The sequence below is a fragment of the Demequina sp. NBRC 110056 genome (assembly GCF_002090155.1).
GTDB lineage: Bacteria > Actinomycetota > Actinomycetes > Actinomycetales > Demequinaceae > Demequina.
Map to the genome: position 1 here is coordinate 109,178 of NZ_BBRM01000004.1, position 19,047 is coordinate 128,224.

At 67.7% G+C, this 19,047-nt stretch carries 16 protein-coding genes; 8 read left to right on the top strand and 8 right to left on the bottom strand.

The window, feature by feature from the left end:
* Nucleotides 1-82 precede the first annotated feature (82 nt).
* Nucleotides 83-751, top strand: coding sequence for a sulfotransferase family 2 domain-containing protein (locus tag B7K25_RS06840; RefSeq protein WP_084104993.1), 669 nt, complete (start codon nucleotides 83-85; stop codon nucleotides 749-751).
* A 96-nt stretch (nucleotides 752-847) separates the two neighbouring features.
* The gene (locus B7K25_RS06845; RefSeq protein WP_084104994.1) at nucleotides 848-2,296 is read left to right on the top strand and encodes a polysaccharide pyruvyl transferase family protein; all 1,449 of its coding nucleotides are present in this window, start codon (nucleotides 848-850) and stop codon (nucleotides 2,294-2,296) included.
* Nucleotides 2,297-2,307: 11 nt separating this feature from the next.
* Here the strand turns inward: B7K25_RS06845 and B7K25_RS06850 are convergent, their stop codons facing one another.
* On the bottom strand, nucleotides 2,308-4,509 hold the full coding sequence (locus B7K25_RS06850) for a bifunctional glycosyltransferase family 2 protein/CDP-glycerol:glycerophosphate glycerophosphotransferase (RefSeq protein WP_084104995.1): 2,202 nt from the start codon (nucleotides 4,507-4,509) through the stop codon (nucleotides 2,308-2,310).
* Between the two features lie 38 nt (nucleotides 4,510-4,547).
* The gene (locus B7K25_RS06855) at nucleotides 4,548-6,755 is read right to left on the bottom strand and encodes a bifunctional glycosyltransferase family 2 protein/CDP-glycerol:glycerophosphate glycerophosphotransferase (protein ID WP_144018910.1); all 2,208 of its coding nucleotides are present in this window, start codon (nucleotides 6,753-6,755) and stop codon (nucleotides 4,548-4,550) included.
* A gap of 125 nt (nucleotides 6,756-6,880) precedes the next feature.
* Between B7K25_RS06855 and gmd the strand changes: the two genes are divergently transcribed.
* Nucleotides 6,881-7,906, top strand: coding sequence for a GDP-mannose 4,6-dehydratase (gene gmd / locus B7K25_RS06860; protein ID WP_200807876.1), 1,026 nt, complete (start codon nucleotides 6,881-6,883; stop codon nucleotides 7,904-7,906).
* Between the two features lie 6 nt (nucleotides 7,907-7,912).
* The gene (locus tag B7K25_RS06865) at nucleotides 7,913-8,917 is read left to right on the top strand and encodes a GDP-L-fucose synthase (protein WP_084104998.1); all 1,005 of its coding nucleotides are present in this window, start codon (nucleotides 7,913-7,915) and stop codon (nucleotides 8,915-8,917) included.
* A gap of 14 nt (nucleotides 8,918-8,931) precedes the next feature.
* On the opposite strand, the gene B7K25_RS06870 is transcribed toward B7K25_RS06865, so the two are convergent.
* The 3 genes from B7K25_RS06870 to B7K25_RS06880 form a co-directional block, all read right to left on the bottom strand.
* On the bottom strand, nucleotides 8,932-9,945 hold the full coding sequence (locus B7K25_RS06870; protein WP_159450150.1) for a DUF563 domain-containing protein: 1,014 nt from the start codon (nucleotides 9,943-9,945) through the stop codon (nucleotides 8,932-8,934).
* 147 nt (nucleotides 9,946-10,092) lie between these two features.
* The gene (locus B7K25_RS06875) at nucleotides 10,093-11,127 is read right to left on the bottom strand and encodes a malate dehydrogenase (RefSeq protein WP_371328290.1); all 1,035 of its coding nucleotides are present in this window, start codon (nucleotides 11,125-11,127) and stop codon (nucleotides 10,093-10,095) included.
* Between the two features lie 15 nt (nucleotides 11,128-11,142).
* The gene (locus B7K25_RS06880; RefSeq protein WP_084105001.1) at nucleotides 11,143-12,360 is read right to left on the bottom strand and encodes an NADP-dependent isocitrate dehydrogenase; all 1,218 of its coding nucleotides are present in this window, start codon (nucleotides 12,358-12,360) and stop codon (nucleotides 11,143-11,145) included.
* A 133-nt stretch (nucleotides 12,361-12,493) separates the two neighbouring features.
* Here B7K25_RS06880 and B7K25_RS06885 point away from each other — a divergent pair, with 133 nt between their 5' ends.
* The 3 genes from B7K25_RS06885 (at nucleotide 12,494) to B7K25_RS06895 (ending at nucleotide 15,730) form a co-directional block, all read left to right on the top strand.
* The gene (locus B7K25_RS06885; RefSeq protein WP_084105002.1) at nucleotides 12,494-13,573 is read left to right on the top strand and encodes an acyltransferase; all 1,080 of its coding nucleotides are present in this window, start codon (nucleotides 12,494-12,496) and stop codon (nucleotides 13,571-13,573) included.
* A gap of 65 nt (nucleotides 13,574-13,638) precedes the next feature.
* Nucleotides 13,639-14,739 (top strand): acyltransferase, encoded by a 1,101-nt coding sequence (locus B7K25_RS06890; protein WP_084105003.1) that lies wholly within the window; start codon nucleotides 13,639-13,641, stop codon nucleotides 14,737-14,739.
* A 124-nt stretch (nucleotides 14,740-14,863) separates the two neighbouring features.
* Nucleotides 14,864-15,730: an aquaporin gene (locus B7K25_RS06895; RefSeq protein ID WP_200807878.1), complete on the top strand. Its 867-nt coding sequence runs from the start codon at nucleotides 14,864-14,866 to the stop codon at nucleotides 15,728-15,730.
* A 148-nt stretch (nucleotides 15,731-15,878) separates the two neighbouring features.
* Here the strand turns inward: B7K25_RS06895 and B7K25_RS06900 are convergent, their stop codons facing one another.
* From B7K25_RS06900 to purN, 3 genes are read right to left on the bottom strand one after another with little or no spacing between them, the layout of a single operon-like run.
* Nucleotides 15,879-16,145, bottom strand: coding sequence for a hypothetical protein (locus B7K25_RS06900; protein ID WP_084105004.1), 267 nt, complete (start codon nucleotides 16,143-16,145; stop codon nucleotides 15,879-15,881).
* A gap of 11 nt (nucleotides 16,146-16,156) precedes the next feature.
* Nucleotides 16,157-17,767 (bottom strand): bifunctional phosphoribosylaminoimidazolecarboxamide formyltransferase/IMP cyclohydrolase, encoded by a 1,611-nt coding sequence (purH, locus tag B7K25_RS06905; protein WP_084105005.1) that lies wholly within the window; start codon nucleotides 17,765-17,767, stop codon nucleotides 16,157-16,159.
* A complete protein-coding gene (gene purN / locus B7K25_RS06910) occupies nucleotides 17,713-18,351 on the bottom strand; it encodes a phosphoribosylglycinamide formyltransferase (protein WP_084105006.1) in 639 nt (212 codons plus the stop codon). The genes purH and purN overlap by 55 nt, the downstream gene beginning before the upstream one ends.
* Before the next feature lie 50 nt (nucleotides 18,352-18,401).
* Between purN and B7K25_RS06915 the strand changes: the two genes are divergently transcribed.
* Entirely contained in the window at nucleotides 18,402-18,968 is a 567-nt protein-coding gene (locus B7K25_RS06915; protein ID WP_084105007.1) for a hypothetical protein, read from the top strand.
* Nucleotides 18,969-19,047: the final 79 nt, after the last annotated feature.

Below are 19,047 nucleotides of genomic sequence, written 5' to 3' on the forward strand. Positions count from 1 at the left end.
CGATCGCGACTGTTACCGATCCGTGACCATTCGGCGGGCTTGATATTCTTGGCTCTCCCCATCGCACCGAGGAGTCACCCGCATGCCCGTGCTGCGCAAGGACGGGGCGGCACTGCTGTTCGTCCACATCCCCAAGACCGGAGGCGGCTCCGTCGAGGCCGCGTTCAAGGACGCCGGTTGGACGATGGACTTCTTCGACCATCGCAGCAGCCCCGGCAGCGTCAACGCGCTCCGCCGCAACAGCCCTCAGCACACGCACGCCGCCGACCTCGAGCGCATCTTCCGCATCGACCAGTTCGACGCCGTGTTCTCCTTCGTGCGCGATCCCCTGGCGCGGATGCGATCGGAGTACGTCTGGCGCAAGCGCAAGCAGGAGAGCATCGACGCCTCGGGCAAGGCGTTCGAGAAGTGGCTGCGATCGACGTTCCGCCGCACGCTCAACGACCCGTGGCTCCACGACAACCACATGCGGCCGCAGGTCGAGTTCATGGTCACGGGCGCTCGCAACCTCCGTGTGGAGGACGGCATCGCGGCCGGGCTCGCGCATCTGGCCGACCTCACAGGGCTTAACCTCCCCCGGTCGGTGCCGCGGGCCCATCGCGGCGCAGACGTGACGGGAGTCCGCCCCGCGGACATCGAGGTCACGGCGCGCGCCGCGCGCCTCGTGGGCGAGTTCTACGCCGAGGACTACAGGCGCCTCGGCTACGAACGGCCAGACCCGCCTCGCACCCGTGGGGACCGCACAAGGTGACCCAGTCCCGGTGAAGACCACCGCCACGAGCCCCTCCTCGGGCCCTGCGCCGGTACCCTTGTCTCGCCCGCTCCCGACCGCAAAGGACGCCATATCGTGAAGGTCGTATTGCTCGGCGACATCGGCTGGCACGGCCTGTACCACTTGGGTGACGAGGCGATGACGGAGGCCGCGATCGACGCGCTGCGGTCACGGGGCATCGACGACATCACCCTGGTCGCCGGTGAACCGGATGCCGCCGAGAAGTTCTACGGCCTCCCGAGCGTCCCGCGCATCGGCTTCCGCGCATCCTGGAGCAGGGCACGCAACGACGAGCATCTCGAGGACTCGATGCGCGTCGCGACACAGGGACGCTTCGAGGAGCGCTCGAGCTACAGCGCGATTCGCGAGTGCGATGCCCTGATCATCGCGGGCGGCGGCAACATGAACAGCCGCGACTACCACCTCCTGTACGAGCGGCTCGCGAGCGTCCGCATCGCACGTGCGTTCGGACGGCCGGTCTACGTCACCAGCCAGACGGTCGGCCCGATCCTCGATGAGCCCGACCGCGAACGCGTGATCGAGATCGCTCAGTCCTCACGCGCCTTCGGGTGCCGCGAAGCGACGACCGCGAGCCTCATCCGGCAGCATGCGACCAGCCCAGCCGTCGTGCACGAGACCCTCGACGACGCGGTTCTGCTCGACGCAGACGACGAGGCGCGCGCTGGAGCCGCGGAGATCAGCGCGAGCGACAACTTCGTGGTCGCGTCCTTCACGTGGCACTCAGGGAACACCTGGGGCAGCCTCGACCGGTACTACGCGGACCTTGCGCGCATCAGCGCGCGCATCGCCTCGGATCACGGCGTCGACGTGCTTCTCGTTCCGCACGCCGGATCGTTCGAGCCCGACGACCGATCCCGCGATCTGGAGAGCAACGCACGCATCGAGTCGCTCGCGTCGTCGCCGAGGGTGCGAGCTACGCGCATGGTGACGGCTCGTGAGGACGTCGCGCTTCTCGAGCGCGCGCGGCTGTCCATCTCGACTCGCTATCACCCGGCAGTGTTCGCGCCGGCGGTGGTGACCCCCGCGATCACGATCGCCCCGTCGTACTACTCGAGCATTCGCATGCGTGGCGCGCTGCGCAACGTCGGGCTGGAACGCTTCGTCGTCAACACCAGCTCCATCGACCTGCTGCCCCAGGCCGTCGCCGAGGCGCTCTCCCTCGACGCACGGCTCAAGGACCACCTGGAGGGAGCCTCACGACATGCGCGCGGGCTCCAGAACTCGTGGTGGGATGCGATCGTCGCATCCATCCGAGAGGGCTCGCCCGTCGCCTTCGACACGTCTCCCCGCTACGCAAGCTTCGAGCCCAGCGGAGAGTGGAGCACCGCCAACGAGACCATCACACCCGTCTATGAGCAACTCGCTCGGACCGCGGACACTGTGATCCAGTCACGCGCCCGCATCGCTGCGCTGGAGCGTGAGCTCGCCACCGCACAGGCCTCGGTCGAGCGCTACCGGAGCCGCAAGGTCATCCAGATGCTGGACCGGCGCTCACGGCGCTGAGGGCCGCTGACTCAACTCTGGCGGTCGAGCATCCACGACGTGAGATGCGGCACTGGCTCGCGCCGGCGCGACGGAGGTGTGACGCCGTCCACGACACGGGTCACGATGTCCTGCGCGGCCGTGCCCTGGTCGAACTCGCCGAAGATCGCGGCGAACCGCTCAAGGCGGCCGCGATTCTTCGGGTCGTCGTACTCGCGCGCCTCGAGGATGCGCGCGAGCTCTTCGCTGGACCGCGCGACGGCGCCAGGTGCGTCGACCGTGATGTCGAAGTACGTTCCACGGTGCTCGGAGTAGCGTTCCCAGTCGTAGGCGAAGACCACGATGGGACGGCGGAGGTTGGAGAAGTCGAACATCGCGCTGGAGTAGTCGGTGACCATGACGTCTGCCGCGAGGTACAGATCATCGACCTTCGCATAGTCCGAGACGTCCCGCACAGACGCACCCAAGCGCGAGCCCTCGCCGGCGCTCGCGAAGTAGTGCGAGCGCACGAGGAGCACATCGGTCTCGCCGAGCGACGCGGTCACGGCGTCGAGATCGGGCTCGTCGGCATCCATCTGGTCTTCAGGCCGGAACGTGGGCATGTAGAGGATGACGCGCTGACCCGGCGCGACACCCACGCGCTCGCGGGCAGCGGCGACGTCTGCTTCCGACGCGTTCACCAAGGCATCGTTGCGGGGATATCCGTACTCGAGGGTGGTGCACCGGACGGGGTAGCTGTGCTGCCAGACCTCCGTCGAGTACGAGTTCGACACGACGGAGAAGTCCCAGTTCGAGCAGCGCCGCAGAAGGCCGTCACGCCACTCCGGAGTCTTTCCACGCTCCTCGACCCCCATGAGCTTGAGCGGTGTGCCGTGGTGAAGCTGAGTCAGCACCTGGCCGCCGCGCTTGCGCCACCAGCCGGGCAGGTTCGCGTCGACGAACAGATACTTCGCGCGAGCGAGCGCGAGGAAGTGCTCCCGAGACCCGTGGGCGACATAGTCGATGTCGGCCGGCACCTTGCCCGTCTCGGCAGGGGTCACGAGCCAGACGATCGAGAGATCAGGGTGGGTGCGACGAAGCTCACGGTCGACCGCAAGGCAGTTCAGGCTGGGAGCGCGCCCCCAGAGGTTCTCCATGACGACCAGGTTCTCGTCGACGCGTGTCGCGGCGACCGTGGCTCGGTAGGCGATCCGGCGCTGCTGCGACCGCTTGAGCGAGCGAGCCACGCTCCTTGCCAGCGTGCGCGATCGCTCTCGCGCAGCGCGCGCGGCGCTGCGAGAGCGCACCTGGCGCTCGAAGGTCGCGAACGTCCCTTCCCAGATCCATCGCATCTCGCGCGCCTGGTGCCCCTCCGCGGGCGGCTCGTAGCCGGCGGGAGCGTGCGCGCGGACGGATTGCTGCACGCGTTCGAAGAACTCGCGTCGACGCGCTGCCGGGATGCGCGCGCGCTGGTGCGAGGCGAGCGTCGAGAGGTTGCGGAACGCGCAGTCGAAGATCATGCGCCTCTCGACAGGATCGAGGTCGTACTCGGCGAGAATCGACATCAAGCGGTCGAACTGGTCGACGATCTCGATATGGCGCGCGTCCGTGCTGCGCAGGATCGAGCCCGAACCCCGCTGGCGATACATGTACAGCGGCGCATCGACGGGCGCGATGGAGCGAGCCTGGGACAGCAGCGGGTACGTCCACGGGATGTCCTCGTAGTAGCCGCGGGGGAACGTGAGCCCCACCTCGGCGAGGAAGTCGCGCCGGTACGCCTTGTTCCACGCGACGTTCAGGACCGTGTAGATGTCCAGCCGCTCGCTGGCGCGGAAAGGCTCGAATCCTGCGAGCGGGCCGCGGATGATCCCCTCTTCGCGCTTGCCATTCGGATACAGGCGCGCGTACCCGAACATCACGATGTCAGGGTGATGCGCGTCGACGCTTGCGCGAATCTGCGCGAACGCTCCTGGAGCGAAGTAGTCGTCGCCATCGAGGAAGAGCACGTAGTCGCCGACAGCATGCTTGAGGCCCAGGTTGCGCGCCTCGCCGAGTCCAGAGTTGACGTCCGGTCGCACCACTCGCACGGTGGGGTGGGTGTCCGCGAGAGCGTCGGCCAGCTCGGCCGTTCCATCGGTCGAGCGATCGTCCACGACGATCACCTCGGTGTCGTCCTCGTGCGCGACCGAGCTCACTGCCTGGCGCAGGTAGCCCTGCACGTTGTAGGCCGGGACGACCACTGAGAACTTGACCATGGCGGCCTTGACGACTCCTTGCTCGCGAGAGGGGGGAACTAGCTCACGGGCATCTCGAACGAGGCGAGGGCACCGCGCGGTCCATGCAGCCGCTGCGCCGGCTCGAAGTCCTCGCCGAGGATGATCGTGCGCACGATGCGCTCGGAAGCGCGACCATCATCGTACTCGCAGAAGATCGACTGGAACGCCTGGAGCGCCTCTGCCGCCGAAGGCGACTCGTAGCTCCGGCCAGCGAGCGAAGCGTGCAGCTCATCCTGCGAACGCACCACCACACCAGGGGCGTCCACGGTGATGTCGAAGTAGGTCCCGCGCATCGCGCGATAGGTGTCCCAGTCGGCGGCGAAGATGATGATGGGGCGGCCCAAGTTGGCGAAGTCGAACATCGCGCTCGAGTAGTCCGTGATCAGGACGTCGGCCGCGAGGTAGAGCTCCTCCACCTCCCGCACACCCGAGACGTCCTTCACTCGCGAGAGCCCCAGCGCGCGGCTCGTCGTCCCATAGAAGTGATGTCCGCGGGTGAGGATCACGGTGTTCTCGTCCGTGGCCGCCTCGAGAGCGGCGAGGTCGATCGACCACGACATCGTCTTCTGGTTGTCGCGGTGAGTCGGCATGTAGAGGACGACCCGCTTGTCCTCATCGATCCCGAGTGCGCGGCGTGCGGCGGCGACCGAGGCGGGCGCCGGGTTCACCAACACGTCATTGCGCGGGTATCCGGAGTCGAGGATGGTCACCGCCGATGGGAACGCGTGCCCCCAGATCTCGCGCGAGTACGTGTTGGACACGAGCTCGTAGTCCCACTTCGCGCAACGACCCAGCAGCCACCACCGCTCGTTTGACTTGCCGGGTGTGTCCACGCCCATGTGCTTGAGCGGAGTGCCGTGCTGCATCTGGATGACCTTCTGCCCTGGCCGCTTGGTGAACCAGCCGGGGAAGTTGACGTCGTCGAAGAAGAAGGCTCCGCGGGCGAGCATCTCGTAGTACTTGTTCGAACCGATGACCGCATACTCGACGCCCTTCGGAACGCGCCCGGCCTGGTCCGCCTTGACGATCCATACCTGCCGGTACGACGGATCGATCCGCTCGAGAGCGCGCGCCACCGCGAGCGGGTTGAGCTGGGGTGCGAGCCCCCACATGGAGGAGAACACGACGAGCTTGGGATCGACGCGAGTCCACCGTCGGTAGTAGTTGTAGAAGCGCTGATGGTGGTAGAACTCGCGGGCCTTGTCGCGCGGCACCTCCAGCAACCACTTCTTGAGGTTCGGCGTGTCGGGTCGCAGGCCACGCAACCGCTCCGCGCGGCGCGTGCCCGCATAGGACCGGTCCCACAGGTCTCGCACGATCTGCGGTTCTTCTGGGAGAGCCGAGATGAACGCCGGACCCGCGTGCTTGCGCAACCACTGTCGAGCGCTCTCGTAGTACGCGCGGTGCGACCCCTTGGGCAGGCGGTACGAGCCCTCCTCAAGGAGGAACACGACATTCTGCAGCGCCCGCCGCAGGATCGCATCACGCATGTCCGAGCTGATCTCGTCGCGGGCCTCAAGCCGCTCCATGAGCAGCTCGACCTGATCGATGAGCTGAAGGTGGCGCGCATCGGTCGAGCGGAGGATCGACCCAGAAAGCCGCTGACGGTAGGCGTAGAGGGGCTCCTCGATCACCCGGATGCGCTCGGCGAGGGCGAGGGCCGGATACGTGACGGGAACATCTTCGTAGTAGCCGACCGGAAAGCTGAGCTGGTTCTCGCGCAGGAACGCCGTTCGATACACCTTGTTCCACGCGACGTTGAGAACTTCAAGGAGCTCTGGTGACGCCTCGAGCGTGGTGTTGCCGCGCGCGGCCAGCCCATCGAGCTTGTTGGAGGCCGTTCGGGTGCGGTGCGGATAGAGGAGCTCATGGTTGAAGACGATGAGGTCGACGTCTCCCTCATCGAGCTCCGCCTCGATGCGCGCGAGGGCTCCGCGGTTCAGGTAGTCGTCCGAGTCGACGAACATCACGTAGTCGGTCTCGACCTGCGCGAGCCCGAAGTTCCGCGCCGCGCCAAGCCCGCCGTTCTTCTCCGGACGAACGACCCGGATGCCCCCCAGAGTCTGAGCCAGCTCCTCGGCGATCGCACCGGTGTGATCGGTGGAGCAGTCATCGACGACGATCACGTCGATGTCGTCGCCCTCGATGTCGACGAGCGACTGCAGGCACTCCCGCAGATAGGGCTCGACATTGTAGGCAGGGACGACGATGGACAGGTTAGGCATGGCGTTCACAGTAGTCGAGAAACCCTCGCCAGCCCGATGCGAGCACGCCGCTCGCCCCCGTGACGCCTATGCTTGCTTGGCAGAAGTTGACCGACGAATCGATCGCGTACGTGCAAGGAGCTGTTGTGACAAAGAAGGCGTTCATCACTGGTGTGACGGGTCAGGATGGTTCGTATCTGGCGGAGTTGCTGCTCGCGAAGGGCTATGAGGTTCATGGTCTGATTCGTCGTGCGTCGACGTTCAACACGTCGCGGATCGATCACCTGTATACCGATCCGCACAATCCGGATGCGAAGTTCTTCCTCCACTACGGCGACCTGTCTGATGGTTCGCGTCTGGTGTCTCTGCTGCATGACATCAACCCTGACGAGGTGTACAACCTTGCCGCGCAGTCGCATGTGCGGGTGAGCTTTGATGAGCCTGAGCACACCGGTGATGTGACCGGTATCGGTTCGATGCGGATGCTGGAGGCGGTGCGTAAGGCGGGTATTCACTGCCGGTTCTATCAGGCGTCGACCTCGGAGATGTTTGGTGCGACGCCGCCGCCGCAAGGTGAGGACACCCCGTTCTACCCCCGCAGTCCTTATGGTGCCGCGAAGGTGTACTCGTACTGGGTCACCAAGAACTACCGTGAGGGTTACGGGATGTTCGCCGTCAACGGCATCTTGTTCAACCACGAGTCTCCCCGTCGTGGTGAGACGTTCGTGACCCGCAAGATCACTCGCGCGGTGGCACGCATCAAGGCCGGCGTCCAGAACGAGCTGTGGCTGGGCAACCTCGATGCGATCCGTGACTGGGGCTACGCCGCCGAATATGCCGAGGGCATGTGGCGCATGCTGCAGGTCGACGAGCCCGAGGACTACGTGCTGGCCACCGGCGTCGGCATCACGGTGCGCGACTTCTTGGATGCCTCGTTCGAGCACGTGGGGCTGAACTGGCAGGACCACGTCAAGTTCGACGAGCGCTACCTACGCCCCACCGAGGTCGACGCTCTCATCGGTGACCCGACCAAGGCGGAGAAGAACCTGGGTTGGAAGGCCACCGTCCACTCGGCAGACTTGGCCCGCCTCATGGTCGACGCTGACATCCAGGCCCTAGCCCATGAAGGCAAGCCCTGGATCGACACCGTGCAGCTCGACACCTACAAGTAGGCATCCATGGCTGACCGCATCGATGATGGGCCGCGCCTCAGCGACGACGTGACCTTCACCCCCGGCCCCCTGGACCGCTCTGCGGCCGTCTATGTCGCCGGCCACCGCGGCCTCGTCGGCTCGGCGATCGTGCGCCGCCTCGAGGCAGCCGGGTTCACCACCATCATCGGCCGCACCTCCACAGAGCTCGACCTCAAAGACCGCGAGCAGGTGTTCGCCTTCATGCGCGACATCCAGCCCCGCTACGTGGTCCTGGCCGCAGCGAAGGTCGGCGGGATCCTCGCGAACAACACCTACCCCGTCGAGTTCCTCTCGGACAACATCCGCATCCAAACCAACGTCATCGACGCCGCGCTGGACACCGACGTGGAGCGGCTGCTGTTCCTGGGCTCCTCGTGCATCTACCCCAAGATGGCGACCCAGCCCATCACCGAAGACGCCCTCCACACCGGGTATCTGGAGCACACCAACGACGCCTACGCGATCGCGAAGATCGCCGGCATCATGCACATCCAAGCCGCCAGACGCCAGTACGGCAAAGCATGGATCTCCGCCATGCCCACCAACCTGTATGGCCCCAACGACAACTTCTCCCCCACCGGCTCCCACGTCCTACCCGCACTGATCCGCCGCTACCACGAAGCGGTCCAGACCGGCGCGAGCGAGGTCACCAACTGGGGCACCGGCACCCCCCGCCGTGAATTCCTCCACGTCGACGACATGGCCGACGCCTGCCTGCACCTGCTCGAACACTACGACGGACCCCAACAAGTCAACGTCGGCACCGGCACCGACGTCACCATCCACGACATCGCCGCCACCATCGCAAACGTCACCGGCTACACCGGCACCACCTCGTGGGACACGTCAAAGCCCGACGGCACACCCCAAAAGCTCCTCGACGTGTCCAAACTCGCCAACGCCAGCTGGACCGCCAACATCACCCTCGAAGACGGACTCCAGCAGACCTACCAGTGGTTCCTCGACCACCAGGACAACTACCGCAGCTGACGTCGTCCTCCAGGTCACCGTGCAGGTTCGACCCCGCTGACCTGGAGCGCACCTCGTAGGTGCGCCGGGTCGATGGTGAAGTTTGCTCGCCAGTCGTTCGTGACGGACTGACCGCGCACCCCGGTGAACGACATTCCGCTCGACACGGCCAACGTCGCGAAGTACGGCATGGTCTGGCCCGTGGGCATCAGCTCGATCAGCGCCGCACCAGGAGCGCAGACCCCGAGATCGGCGAGGTTCGACCCGTGAGCGCCGATCACCACGTCGGCGCCAGCGAAGTCCGCCGGAGGGAAGTCCGAAGAGCGCGGCTCGTACACCTCGAGTCCATACTCGTCGACGACCGGCTGCAACTCCTCGAGGTTGTCGACCGCCCTCTCTTCGCCAGTGCGCAGCATCAGCAGACGACGACCCGACCCGCGAGGTTCGATGCCAGCCGCCCGCATCATGACCGCTGGGTGACGGGAGTAGTGGCGGAACACTCCAGGAAGGGTCGTCTGCACCAGCTCCGCGCACTCCACGTTCGTTCGTTCATCGACCGGCGTGACGATGCGAGGGTCGATGCCCAGGCCTGAGAGGAGGCGGCCGAAGGACTTCGGGTAGAACTGGGGCGCGAGCACCCGGTCGATCGTGTCGAGCGGGAAACCCGCCTCGATCAGAAGCCCGATCCGGCCGAGCCCATCGAGGAGACCGTGGCCGTAGTTGCCCTTCCACGCGAAGGTCGTCGCAAGGTTGAGGACACGACCGTCGACTCGTTCGACGGGACGCACGGCCATAGTCTCGGCGTAGTACTTGAACCGAGGCTCCAGATGCAGCAGCTGCGCATCCACGATGAACTCTCCAGCGCGTGTCTGGACGTAGCCCTGGCGCCCATAGACACGTGCTCCCTTGACCACCGCGAAGCCGAGATCTGGGAACTGCCACCGCAGCCCACGCTTGAACGGGATCGGGGCACCGTCAAAGTACGTGAGGGAGGTCCAGTCGCGCCGGCCAGCGGCCTCGACCTTGGTGTAGCGACCTTCGGCGACCATCGACAGGCGCGTCGCGCTCGACGGACGATGAGCCCTGCCGCCGGAGATGCTCGGGCGGCGGCGCGGACCAGTGTCCCGCCTCATGAGCGCGCGCATGGACGTCCCTCTCGACTCGAGTGAGCGGCGCAGTGACGACCGACGGTCGCCCTACAGCAGGCCGAGTCCCTGGACGGCGTCCCGCTCCTCAGCCAACTCTGCCACAGAGACATCGATCCCGGCACGCGCGTCGTCGGCGATCTCGAGCCCCTGCACGATCTCCCAGGCACCGCCGCGCGACACCGCGGGGAACGAGGACAGCAGCCCCTCAGGAACGCCGTAGGAGCCGTCCGACGGCAGCGCCACAGAGGTCCAGTCGCCCTCAGGCGTTCCGTGGACCCAGTCACGCACGTGGTCGATCGCGGCGTTCGCGGCCGAGGCTGCGGAGGATGCGCCGCGCGCGTCGATGATCGCCGCGCCACGCTTGGCGACGGTGGGGATGAACGTGTCGGTGACCCACGCGGCATCGCCGATCACGTCATTCGCCGGGCGCCCACCGATCTCAGCGTGGGCGATGTCCGGGTACTGCTTCGCGGAGTGGTTGCCCCAGATCGCGACCTTCTTGACGTCCGCCACGGTGGTGCCGGTCTTGGCCGCGAGCTGCGCGAGCGCGCGGTTGTGGTCCAGGCGCATCATCGCGTTGAAGCGCTCGGCGGGCACGTCGGGGGCGTGGGCCGAGGCGATGAGCGCGTTGGTGTTCGCGGGGTTGCCGACCACGAGGATCCGCACGTCGTCAGCCGCGCCGGCATTGATCGCCTCGCCCTGCGGCCCGAAGATGCCGCCGTTCGCCGCGAGAAGGTCGCCTCGCTCCATGCCCGGTCCACGGGGACGAGCGCCTACGAGCAGGCCGACGTTGACGCCGTCGAAGGCCGCCTTGGCGTCGTCGTAGATGTCGATGCCGGACAGCAGCGGGAACGCGCAGTCGTCGAGCTCCATGGCGGTGCCCTCGGCGGCCTTCACACCCTGCGGGATCTCCAGCAGGTTGAGCTTCACGGGCGTGTCCGGCCCGAGCATCTGGCCCGAGGCGATCCGGAACAGAAGGGCGTAGCCGATCTGGCCCGCGGCGCCGGTGACGGTGACGGTGACAGGGGTGGTGCTCACGTCGGTGTGACTCCTTGTGGGATCTGCGGTTGCGGTGTCGAACATGGCCGATGCGCTGGCTCAGGCCAGGCGCGCGGCCAGGTTCTGGTCGAGGGTCGCGAGGAACTCCTCGGTGGTCTGCCACTCCTGGTCGGGGCCGACGAGCAGGGCGAGGTCCTTGGTCATCGCGCCCGACTCGACGGACTTCACGATGACGTCCTCGAGGGTCTCGGCGAAGCCGGTGACCTCGGGGGTGCCGTCGAGCTTGCCGCGGTGCTTGAGGCCACCGGTCCAGGCGAAGATCGACGCGATCGGGTTGGTCGAGGTGGGCTTGCCCGCCTGGTGCTGGCGGAAGTGACGGGTCACGGTGCCGTGCGCAGCCTCGGCCTCGACGGTCTTGCCGTCCGGGGTCATGAGCACCGAGGTCATGAGGCCGAGCGAGCCGAAGCCCTGCGCGACGGTGTCGGACTGGACATCGCCGTCGTAGTTCTTGCACGCCCAGACGTAGCCGCCCTCCCACTTCATGGCCGCGGCGACCATGTCGTCGATGAGGCGGTGCTCGTAGGTGAGCCCCGCGGCCTCGAACTCGGCCTTGAACTCGCGCTCGAAGACGTCGGCGAAGATGTCCTTGAAGGCGCCGTCGTAGGCCTTGAGGATGGTGTTCTTGGTCGACATGTACACGGGGTAGCCGCGCTGCAGGCCGTACGAGAAGGACGCGCGCGCGAAGTCCTCGATGGACTTGTTGTAGTTGTACATGCCCATCGCGACGCCGCCGTCGGGACCGTAGTTCGCGACCACATGCTCGATGGGCTCGGAGCCGTCCTCGGGAGTGAAGGTGACGGTGAGCTGACCGGCGCCGGGCACCTTGAAGTTGGTGGCCTTGTACTGGTCGCCGTGGGCGTGGCGTCCGATGATGATCGGCTTGGTCCATCCGGGCACCAGGCGCGGGATGTTCGAGATGATGATCGGCTCACGGAACACGACGCCGCCAAGGATGTTGCGGATCGTGCCGTTGGGGCTCACCCACATCTTCTTGAGCCCGAACTCCTCGACGCGCGCCTCGTCCGGCGTGATCGTCGCGCACTTGACGCCGACACCGTGCTGCTTGATGGCGTTCGCGGCGTCGATGGTGATCTGGTCGTCCGTCGCGTCGCGCGACTCGATGCCGAGGTCGTAGTACTCGAGGTCCACGTCGAGGTAGGGGTGGATCAGGCGGTCCTTGATGAACTGCCAGATGATCCGCGTCATCTCGTCGCCGTCGAGCTCGACGACCTTGCCTTCGACCTTGATCTTCGCCATGGGGTGCCTCACGTCCGTCTAGGGGTCCGGGTTCGGGGTCGAGCCTAGTCCACTCGCCACACGGGCAGGTCGCGGGCACCGGTCCCCGCCACCCTTAAGAATCGCCAATGTTGTGACGGCTACGCTGGCGCACATGGCCGCTCGCCGAAACAGCTCCATCGAAGCGCTGCGCATCGTGGCGATGCTCGGGATCGTCGCCCACCATTACGCGGTGCACGGCGGTGTCATGAGCGTCACCTTCGACAAGGATGCGGCGGTGACGCTCAGCGTCGTGAGCGCCTTCGGCAAGTGGGGCGTCGACCTCTTCGTCCTCGTCGGCGCGTACTTCATGGTGCGCAGCCCCTCGCGGGGGAAGGCCCTCGCAAGCATCTATGCGCAGGTGCTGCCGATCTCGCTGCTCATCCTCGCCGCATTCCTCGTCGCTGCGCCCGAGACCGTCGGGCTGCACGACATCAAGCGATCCGTGCTCCCGGTGATCTTCGGGCAGTACTGGTTCGTGACGGCGTACGTCATCCTCGTCCTCATCGCGCCCTACCTCGCGATCGTTGCCACAGCCATCACGAGGGTGCAGCTCGGCCGGCTCATCGCGGTGGGCGTCGTGCTCTGGAGCCTCCTGACGATGATCGACGGCGTGTGGCTCAACGTCTCGGATCTCGGCTGGTTCGTGCTGTTGTTCTTCATCGCGGCCTACATGCGGCTCCACCCGCTTCCCGGCACTCGACGAGCGTGGATCGGGGCAACGCTCGTTACCGGCATGCTGCTCACCGCGGGCATGGCTGCTGCGACGACGCTGCGGTGGAACGCCACGGGACTTCCCGAGGATCTCGGATGGCCCCGCTGGCTCATCTCGGGCCAGTACTCGCCCGTGGCGCTCGCCTTCGCCGTCGCGCTCTTCGGTGCCGTCCTCAAGAGCCGCGAACGCCACTCTCGCGTCGTGAACTACTGGGCCGCCGCCGCGTTCGGCGTCTACCTCATCCACGACAACCCGCTCGTGCGTGGCTGGATCTGGAGCGACCTGGTCGACACGCCGCGAGCGGCCGCGCAGGACTGGCTCGCGCTCCACGCGATCGGGGCCTCCATCGCGGTCTACGTCGCGTGCTCCGTCATCATCTTCATCCTGCAGCCGATCGTCCTGAACCCGGCGTTGAAGGCGACGACCGCGATCCGCACCCGTGTGGAGCGTGCGCTCGCCGAGCACGATTCCCGGGTCTGACGCGGGCCCTGCGGCCGTGCACGCGAGGGCGAGTGCAGGACGGGTGGCGGCTAGTGTCTCGTGACATGTCCACGGCGCGGAACTCTCGTTTCGAGCTCCTGCGCGTCGTCGCGATGCTCGCGATAGTGGGCCACCACTACGCGATCCACAGCGGCGTGATGTACCACACCGAATCCCGAAACACGGACCTGTTCCTGCTCAGCGCGGGCGGCTTCGGCAACTTCGGCGTCGACCTCTTCGTCCTGGTCGGCGCCTACTTCATGGTCGACCGTCCCCGGCGCGGCAAGGCACTGTCCTCGATCTACTCCCAGGCTCTCCCGGTGTCCTGGATCATCCTCGCACTCGCGCTGACCACTGGCTTCGTCGTTCCCACGCCCACGGAGATCCGCGACGGCCTCGCTCCCGTGATCTTCGGACAGTGGTGGTTCGTCACGACGTACGTCCTGCTCATCCTCATCGCTCCCTACCTGGCGATCGTCGCGAGGTCTCTCACGGCCGTCCAACTGCGCCGTCTCGTCCTGGGCGGAGTCGTCATGTGGAGCGTGCTCACCATGATCGACGGGGTGACGCTCGTCCTCAGCGATCTCGCGTGGTTCGTGCTCCTCTTCTTCGCCGCCGCGTACGTCCGGCTTCACGGAGTACCAGGCTCGGCTCGCGCGTGGCTCGCGGCTGCGCTGTCATCGATCGCGGCGCTCTTCGTGCTTCTGCTCGCGGTGGGCTCGGTCAGATACGCCATCCTCGATGTCTCCACCGCCATGACATGGCCACGCGATGAGTTCGCATCGAAGCAATCCCTGCCGACACTCGTCGCCGCGGCCTGCACGTTCGTGTGGGCAGTCAAGGGGCGACCATGGTCGTCACGCGTCATCAACACCTGGGCCGGAGCGACGTTCGCCGTCTACCTCATCCACGACAACCGCATGCTCCGGCGGTGGCTCTGGCCCGACGTCGTCGACGCCGCCAGCGCAGCCGGGCAGTGGTGGCTTCCCCTGCACTTCGTCGCGGGCACCCTCGCCGTGTACGTCGGGTGCACCTTGGTGGTGTTCGTGCTTCAGCGCACGGTGTTTCGTTGGAGTCATCGCGCAACAGAGGCGCTGCGTCTCAGGGTTGAGCGGCGCCTCCGGTCTCCACACGACGAGCATCCGCCTGCTGCCGGGCTCACATGACAGCACGACCGGACTCGCCGCAAAGCGCATCGCCTCGTCGCGCCACCGCGCATCGGCCGCCCGTCCCTGCCAAGATCGAACCGGACGCGCGCACGCGCGACCCCGGAACGTAAGGAGAACCGCGATGAGCGAGCCCGACAAGAACCCGGTGGATGAGGAGCTCACCACCGCCGACGACGTCGCCTTCGAGGAGGAGCTGGAGGAGGACGTCTGGGTCGAGGAGGCGTCTGGACCCTCCGTCGTCGCCCGCATGATCGCCGAGGCCGGCGGCACCTTCATCCTCGTCTTCATGGGTGTGGGCGCGGCGCTGTTCTCGTCGGTGATCGGCTGGGGAACCCTGGGCGTCGCCTTCGGCTTCGCGCTGGGCGTCATGATCGCCGCGGTCATCTTCGGCGGCATCTCCGGCGCGCACCTGAACCCGGCCGTCACGGTGGGCGTCTGGCTCGCCGGTCGCTTCTCCGGCCGCGACGTCGCGCCGTACATCATCGGCCAGGTCGTGGGAGCGGCCGCCGCCGCGGGCCTGTTCTCGCTGCTCGTGTCGACCAACGAGCTCTACGACCAGCTCGGCACCACGCGCGAGTTCATCGGCACCGCGTCGAACGGCTACGGCGAGCACTCCCCCACGCAGTTCGACTGGCTGCCCGCGGGCATCATCGAGATCATCATCGCCGCGCTGCTCGTGGGCGTCGTGCTGGCGGCCACGTCCGTCACCAACAAGGCGGGCGCCGCCGCGGCGCCGTTCGCGATCGGCCTCACCGTCGGCTTCCTCGTCCTCGTCGCGATCCCGTTCACCAACGGAGCGCTCAACCCCGCTCGCGCGACCGGCACCGCGATCTGGTCCGACCCGTGGGCGCTGCAGCAGCTGTGGCTGTTCTGGGTCGCCCCGATCATCGGCGCGGCGATCAGCGGCCTGCTGTACCGCGCCTTCGGGCCCGAGGAGGACCTCATCATCATCGAGCGCGTCGAGACCGTCGAGGTCATCCAGGACTGACGCTCGCTCACGGGCGCGCGGCCCGGTCGCGCGGCGTCATCGACGCCGCGGGGCCGGGCCGTTCGCTGTGTCGCCCGCGGAGGGCCGATGCGCTGGCTGGCTCCTCCGCGACCGTGTCACCTGGTCGCGCCGAGGGCTCGCCGCGCGCTCAGCCGAGGGGGGTGGTGAGCCCGAGGTACGCCAGCGCGACGGCGAAGCTCAGCAGGATGCCGACGTCGACCGCCCGGCGGCGCACAGCGAACACGCGTGTGGCGGGCAGCGCGAGGCGCGCCGCGGCGCCCAGGAAGGCGATGCCGGCGAGCAGCAAAACCGCCGCCTGCACGCTCACCATCGCGCCGAACGCAACGGTGGCGCCCACCACGGACAGCGCGATCGCGGCGACGACCAGCGTCGTCTGCGGAGTCTCGGCACGCATCGGTGGTCTCCCTAGTGGAAGAAGTGGCGCGTGCCCGTGTGATAGAGCGTGATCCCGGCGGCGTTCGCGGCCTCGATGACCTCGCCGTCCCGGACCGAGCCGCCCGGCGAGGCGATCGCCTTGACGCCGGCGTCGGCCAGGACCTGGAGGCCGTCGGCGAACGGGAAGAAGGCGTCCGATGCGGCGACGGAACCGGTCGCACGCTCGGCGCCAGCGCGCTCGACCGCGAGGCGGCACGAGTCGACGCGGTTGACCTGGCCCATGCCGATGCCGACCGCGGCGCCGTCCTTGGCGAGCAGGATCGCGTTGGACTTCACGGCGCGGCACGCGATCCAGGCGAACTGCAGGTCGGCGAGGGTCGCCGCGTCGGCGGCCTCACCCGCGACCAGCTGCCACGAGTCGGCCGGGTCGCCGGGCGCCTGGAAGTGATCGGCTGACTGGATCAGCAGGCCGCCGCTGATGCGGCGCCACTCCTGGTCGAAGCCGCTGTGGTCGACCTCAAGCACGCGCACGTTCTTCTTGGACTGCAGCACCTCGAGCGCGCCGTCCTCGAAGGCCGGGGCGGCGACGACCTCGGTGAAGATCTGCGAGATCTGCTCGGCGGCGGCGACGGACAGCGGGCGGTTGGCGGCGATCACGCCTCCGAAGGCCGACACCGGGTCCGTGGCGTGGGCGCGTGCATGCGCCTCGGCGATGTCCTCGCCCACGGCGATGCCGCACGGGTTGGCGTGCTTGATGACGGCGACGGCAGGTCGGTCCTGGTCCCACGCCGCGCGCAGCGCCGCGTCGGTGTCGACGTAGTTGTTGTACGACATCTCCTTGCCGTGCAGCTGGCGCGCGTTGGCCAGGCCTGAGCCGCCCGAGGTCCGGTCGGCGTAGACCGCGGCGGCCTGGTGCGGATTCTCGCCGTAGCGCAGCGTCGCGAGCCGGTCGAAGGACTCCGCGGCCCACAGCGGCAGGTCGGAGACCTCGTCCTCCACGACCTCGGTGGTCATCCACGAGGCGACGGCGATGTCGTAGTCGGCGGTGTGGCGGAACGCCGCCGCCGCGAGCGCCTGGCGCTGACCGAGGGTGAAGCCCCCGCCGCGCACGGCCTCGAGCGCATCGGCGTAGCCGGCCGGGTCCACGAGCACCGCGACGGACGGGTGGTTCTTGGCCGCGGCACGGACCATCGACGGACCGCCGATGTCGATCTGCTCAATCACCTCGTCCTGGGACGCACCCGAGGCGACGGTCGCCGCGAACGGGTAGAGGTTCACGGCGACGAGGTCGAACGGCGCGATGTCCAGCTCGTCGAGCTGCGCGCGGTGGGACTCGAGGCGGCGGTCGGCGAGGATCCCGGCGTGCACGCGCGGGTGGAGGGTCTTGACGCGGCCGTCGAGGCACTCGGGGAAACCCGTGACCTCCTCGACGGGCGTGACCGCGACCCCGGCATCGGCGATCCGAGCGGCCGTCGAGCCTGTCGAGACGATCTCGACCCCCGCATCGGCCAGGCCCCGGGCGAAGTCCTCGATCCCCGTCTTGTCGTACACCGAGATCAGTGCCCGTCGCACCGCCTGTCGCTCGCTCACGCGCGCTCCTCCTGCTTGCCTATCGTCACTCGCCGTCCGTCGACGGCCCATCCGTCGCGCGCCATGCGTCCCACCGTCGTGGCGACGAGCGCGCGCTCGACCTGCTTGATCCGCTCGTGGAGCGTGGCCTCGTCATCAGTGTCCCAGACCTCGACGGCCGCCTGAGCGATGATCGGCCCCGTATCGACGCCCTCGTCGACCAGCATCACTGTGCAGCCGGTGACCTTCGCGCCGCCCGCGAGCGCGTCCCGCACGCCGTGAGCGCCCGGGTACGAGGGCAACAGCGCCGGGTGCGTGTTGACGATGCGGCCGCCGAACGTCGCCAGCGTCGGGGCGCCGATCAGCCGCATGAACCCGGCGCAGATCACCATGTCCGGCTCGTGACGCGCGATGACGGCCGCGAGCGCGAGGTCCCACGCCGCGCGGTCGTCGAAGTCCGCGAGGTCCACCACGTCCGTCGCGATGCCCGCAGCCTCGGCGATGGCGAGTCCCGGCGCGTCTGCCTTGTCCGAGATCACGGCGACGATGCGCGCACCGTAGCCCTCCTCCGCGGTGGCCTCGAGCAGCGCACGCATGGTCGAGCCAGCGCCGGAGATGAGCACGACGAGCCGGCTCTCGGGGGGCGGGTTTGTCACGGCCCCGAGCCTATAGGCATGCTGGACCCCGTACCTACGTGAGGAGAGCCGTGCCCGACTCGACGCGTGAGCCGTCCACGCACGACGATCAGACGTCCCCTGACTCGGAGGCGACGGAGCCCTCGACACGGCCGGCGGACACGCTCAAGCACGGTGGTGCGCGCGACTCCGGCGCGGGCTCCGGCGCAGATGGCGACGAGCCTCAGCGGTCCGGGCCGATCCCCGCGGAGGCGCGGCGCGCGACGGCGATCTTCCTCGCGATGCTGGGCGTCACCGTGCTCCTCTACGCGCTGGCCGCACCCTGGGCCTACGCGATGATCGTCACGGGTCCCGTCGGCGCCGCGTTCGGAGCGCTGGCGCTGTGGCGCTCGCGGCGCCTGCCGGGGCTGTTCGGCTATCGCCTGTCGGTGTCGATCGGCGTGGTGATGTCGCTGTTCTCCGTGCTGATCGCGATGTCGTTCATGATCTTCGCTGGGGTCCTCAGCGACTACGGCTCGTGCATGGAGCGTGCGGTCAGCCAGCAGGCCCAGGCGACCTGCCAGTCGGACTACGAGCAGGGCCTCAACGACCGCGTGCAGGACATCCTCGACCGCCTGGCCGTCGGCGGCACGTCGTAGCCTGCCGCGCGGGGGCGCCGTCGAGCTCCGTTCGCTTCCTGAGCGCGGTGGTGGTGCCTCGGCGTCGGTTCTGCGGCTC

Coding starts and splice junctions, on each gene's coding strand:
- B7K25_RS06840 (WP_084104993.1), top strand. CDS start 83: ATGCCCGTGCTGCGCAAGGACGGGGCGGCACTGCTGTTCGTCCACATC.
- B7K25_RS06850 (WP_084104995.1), bottom strand. CDS start 4,509: ATGGTCAAGTTCTCAGTGGTCGTCCCGGCCTACAACGTGCAGGGCTAC.
- B7K25_RS06855 (WP_144018910.1), bottom strand. CDS start 6,755: ATGCCTAACCTGTCCATCGTCGTCCCTGCCTACAATGTCGAGCCCTAT.
- B7K25_RS06865 (WP_084104998.1), top strand. CDS start 7,913: ATGGCTGACCGCATCGATGATGGGCCGCGCCTCAGCGACGACGTGACC.
- B7K25_RS06870 (WP_159450150.1), bottom strand. CDS start 9,945: ATGGTCGCCGAAGGTCGCTACACCAAGGTCGAGGCCGCTGGCCGGCGC.
- B7K25_RS06875 (WP_371328290.1), bottom strand. CDS start 11,127: ATGTTCGACACCGCAACCGCAGATCCCACAAGGAGTCACACCGACGTG.
- B7K25_RS06880 (WP_084105001.1), bottom strand. CDS start 12,360: ATGGCGAAGATCAAGGTCGAAGGCAAGGTCGTCGAGCTCGACGGCGAC.
- B7K25_RS06885 (WP_084105002.1), top strand. CDS start 12,494: ATGGCCGCTCGCCGAAACAGCTCCATCGAAGCGCTGCGCATCGTGGCG.
- B7K25_RS06890 (WP_084105003.1), top strand. CDS start 13,639: ATGTCCACGGCGCGGAACTCTCGTTTCGAGCTCCTGCGCGTCGTCGCG.
- B7K25_RS06895 (WP_200807878.1), top strand. CDS start 14,864: ATGAGCGAGCCCGACAAGAACCCGGTGGATGAGGAGCTCACCACCGCC.
- B7K25_RS06900 (WP_084105004.1), bottom strand. CDS start 16,145: ATGCGTGCCGAGACTCCGCAGACGACGCTGGTCGTCGCCGCGATCGCG.
- purH (WP_084105005.1), bottom strand. CDS start 17,767: ATGGGCCGTCGACGGACGGCGAGTGACGATAGGCAAGCAGGAGGAGCG.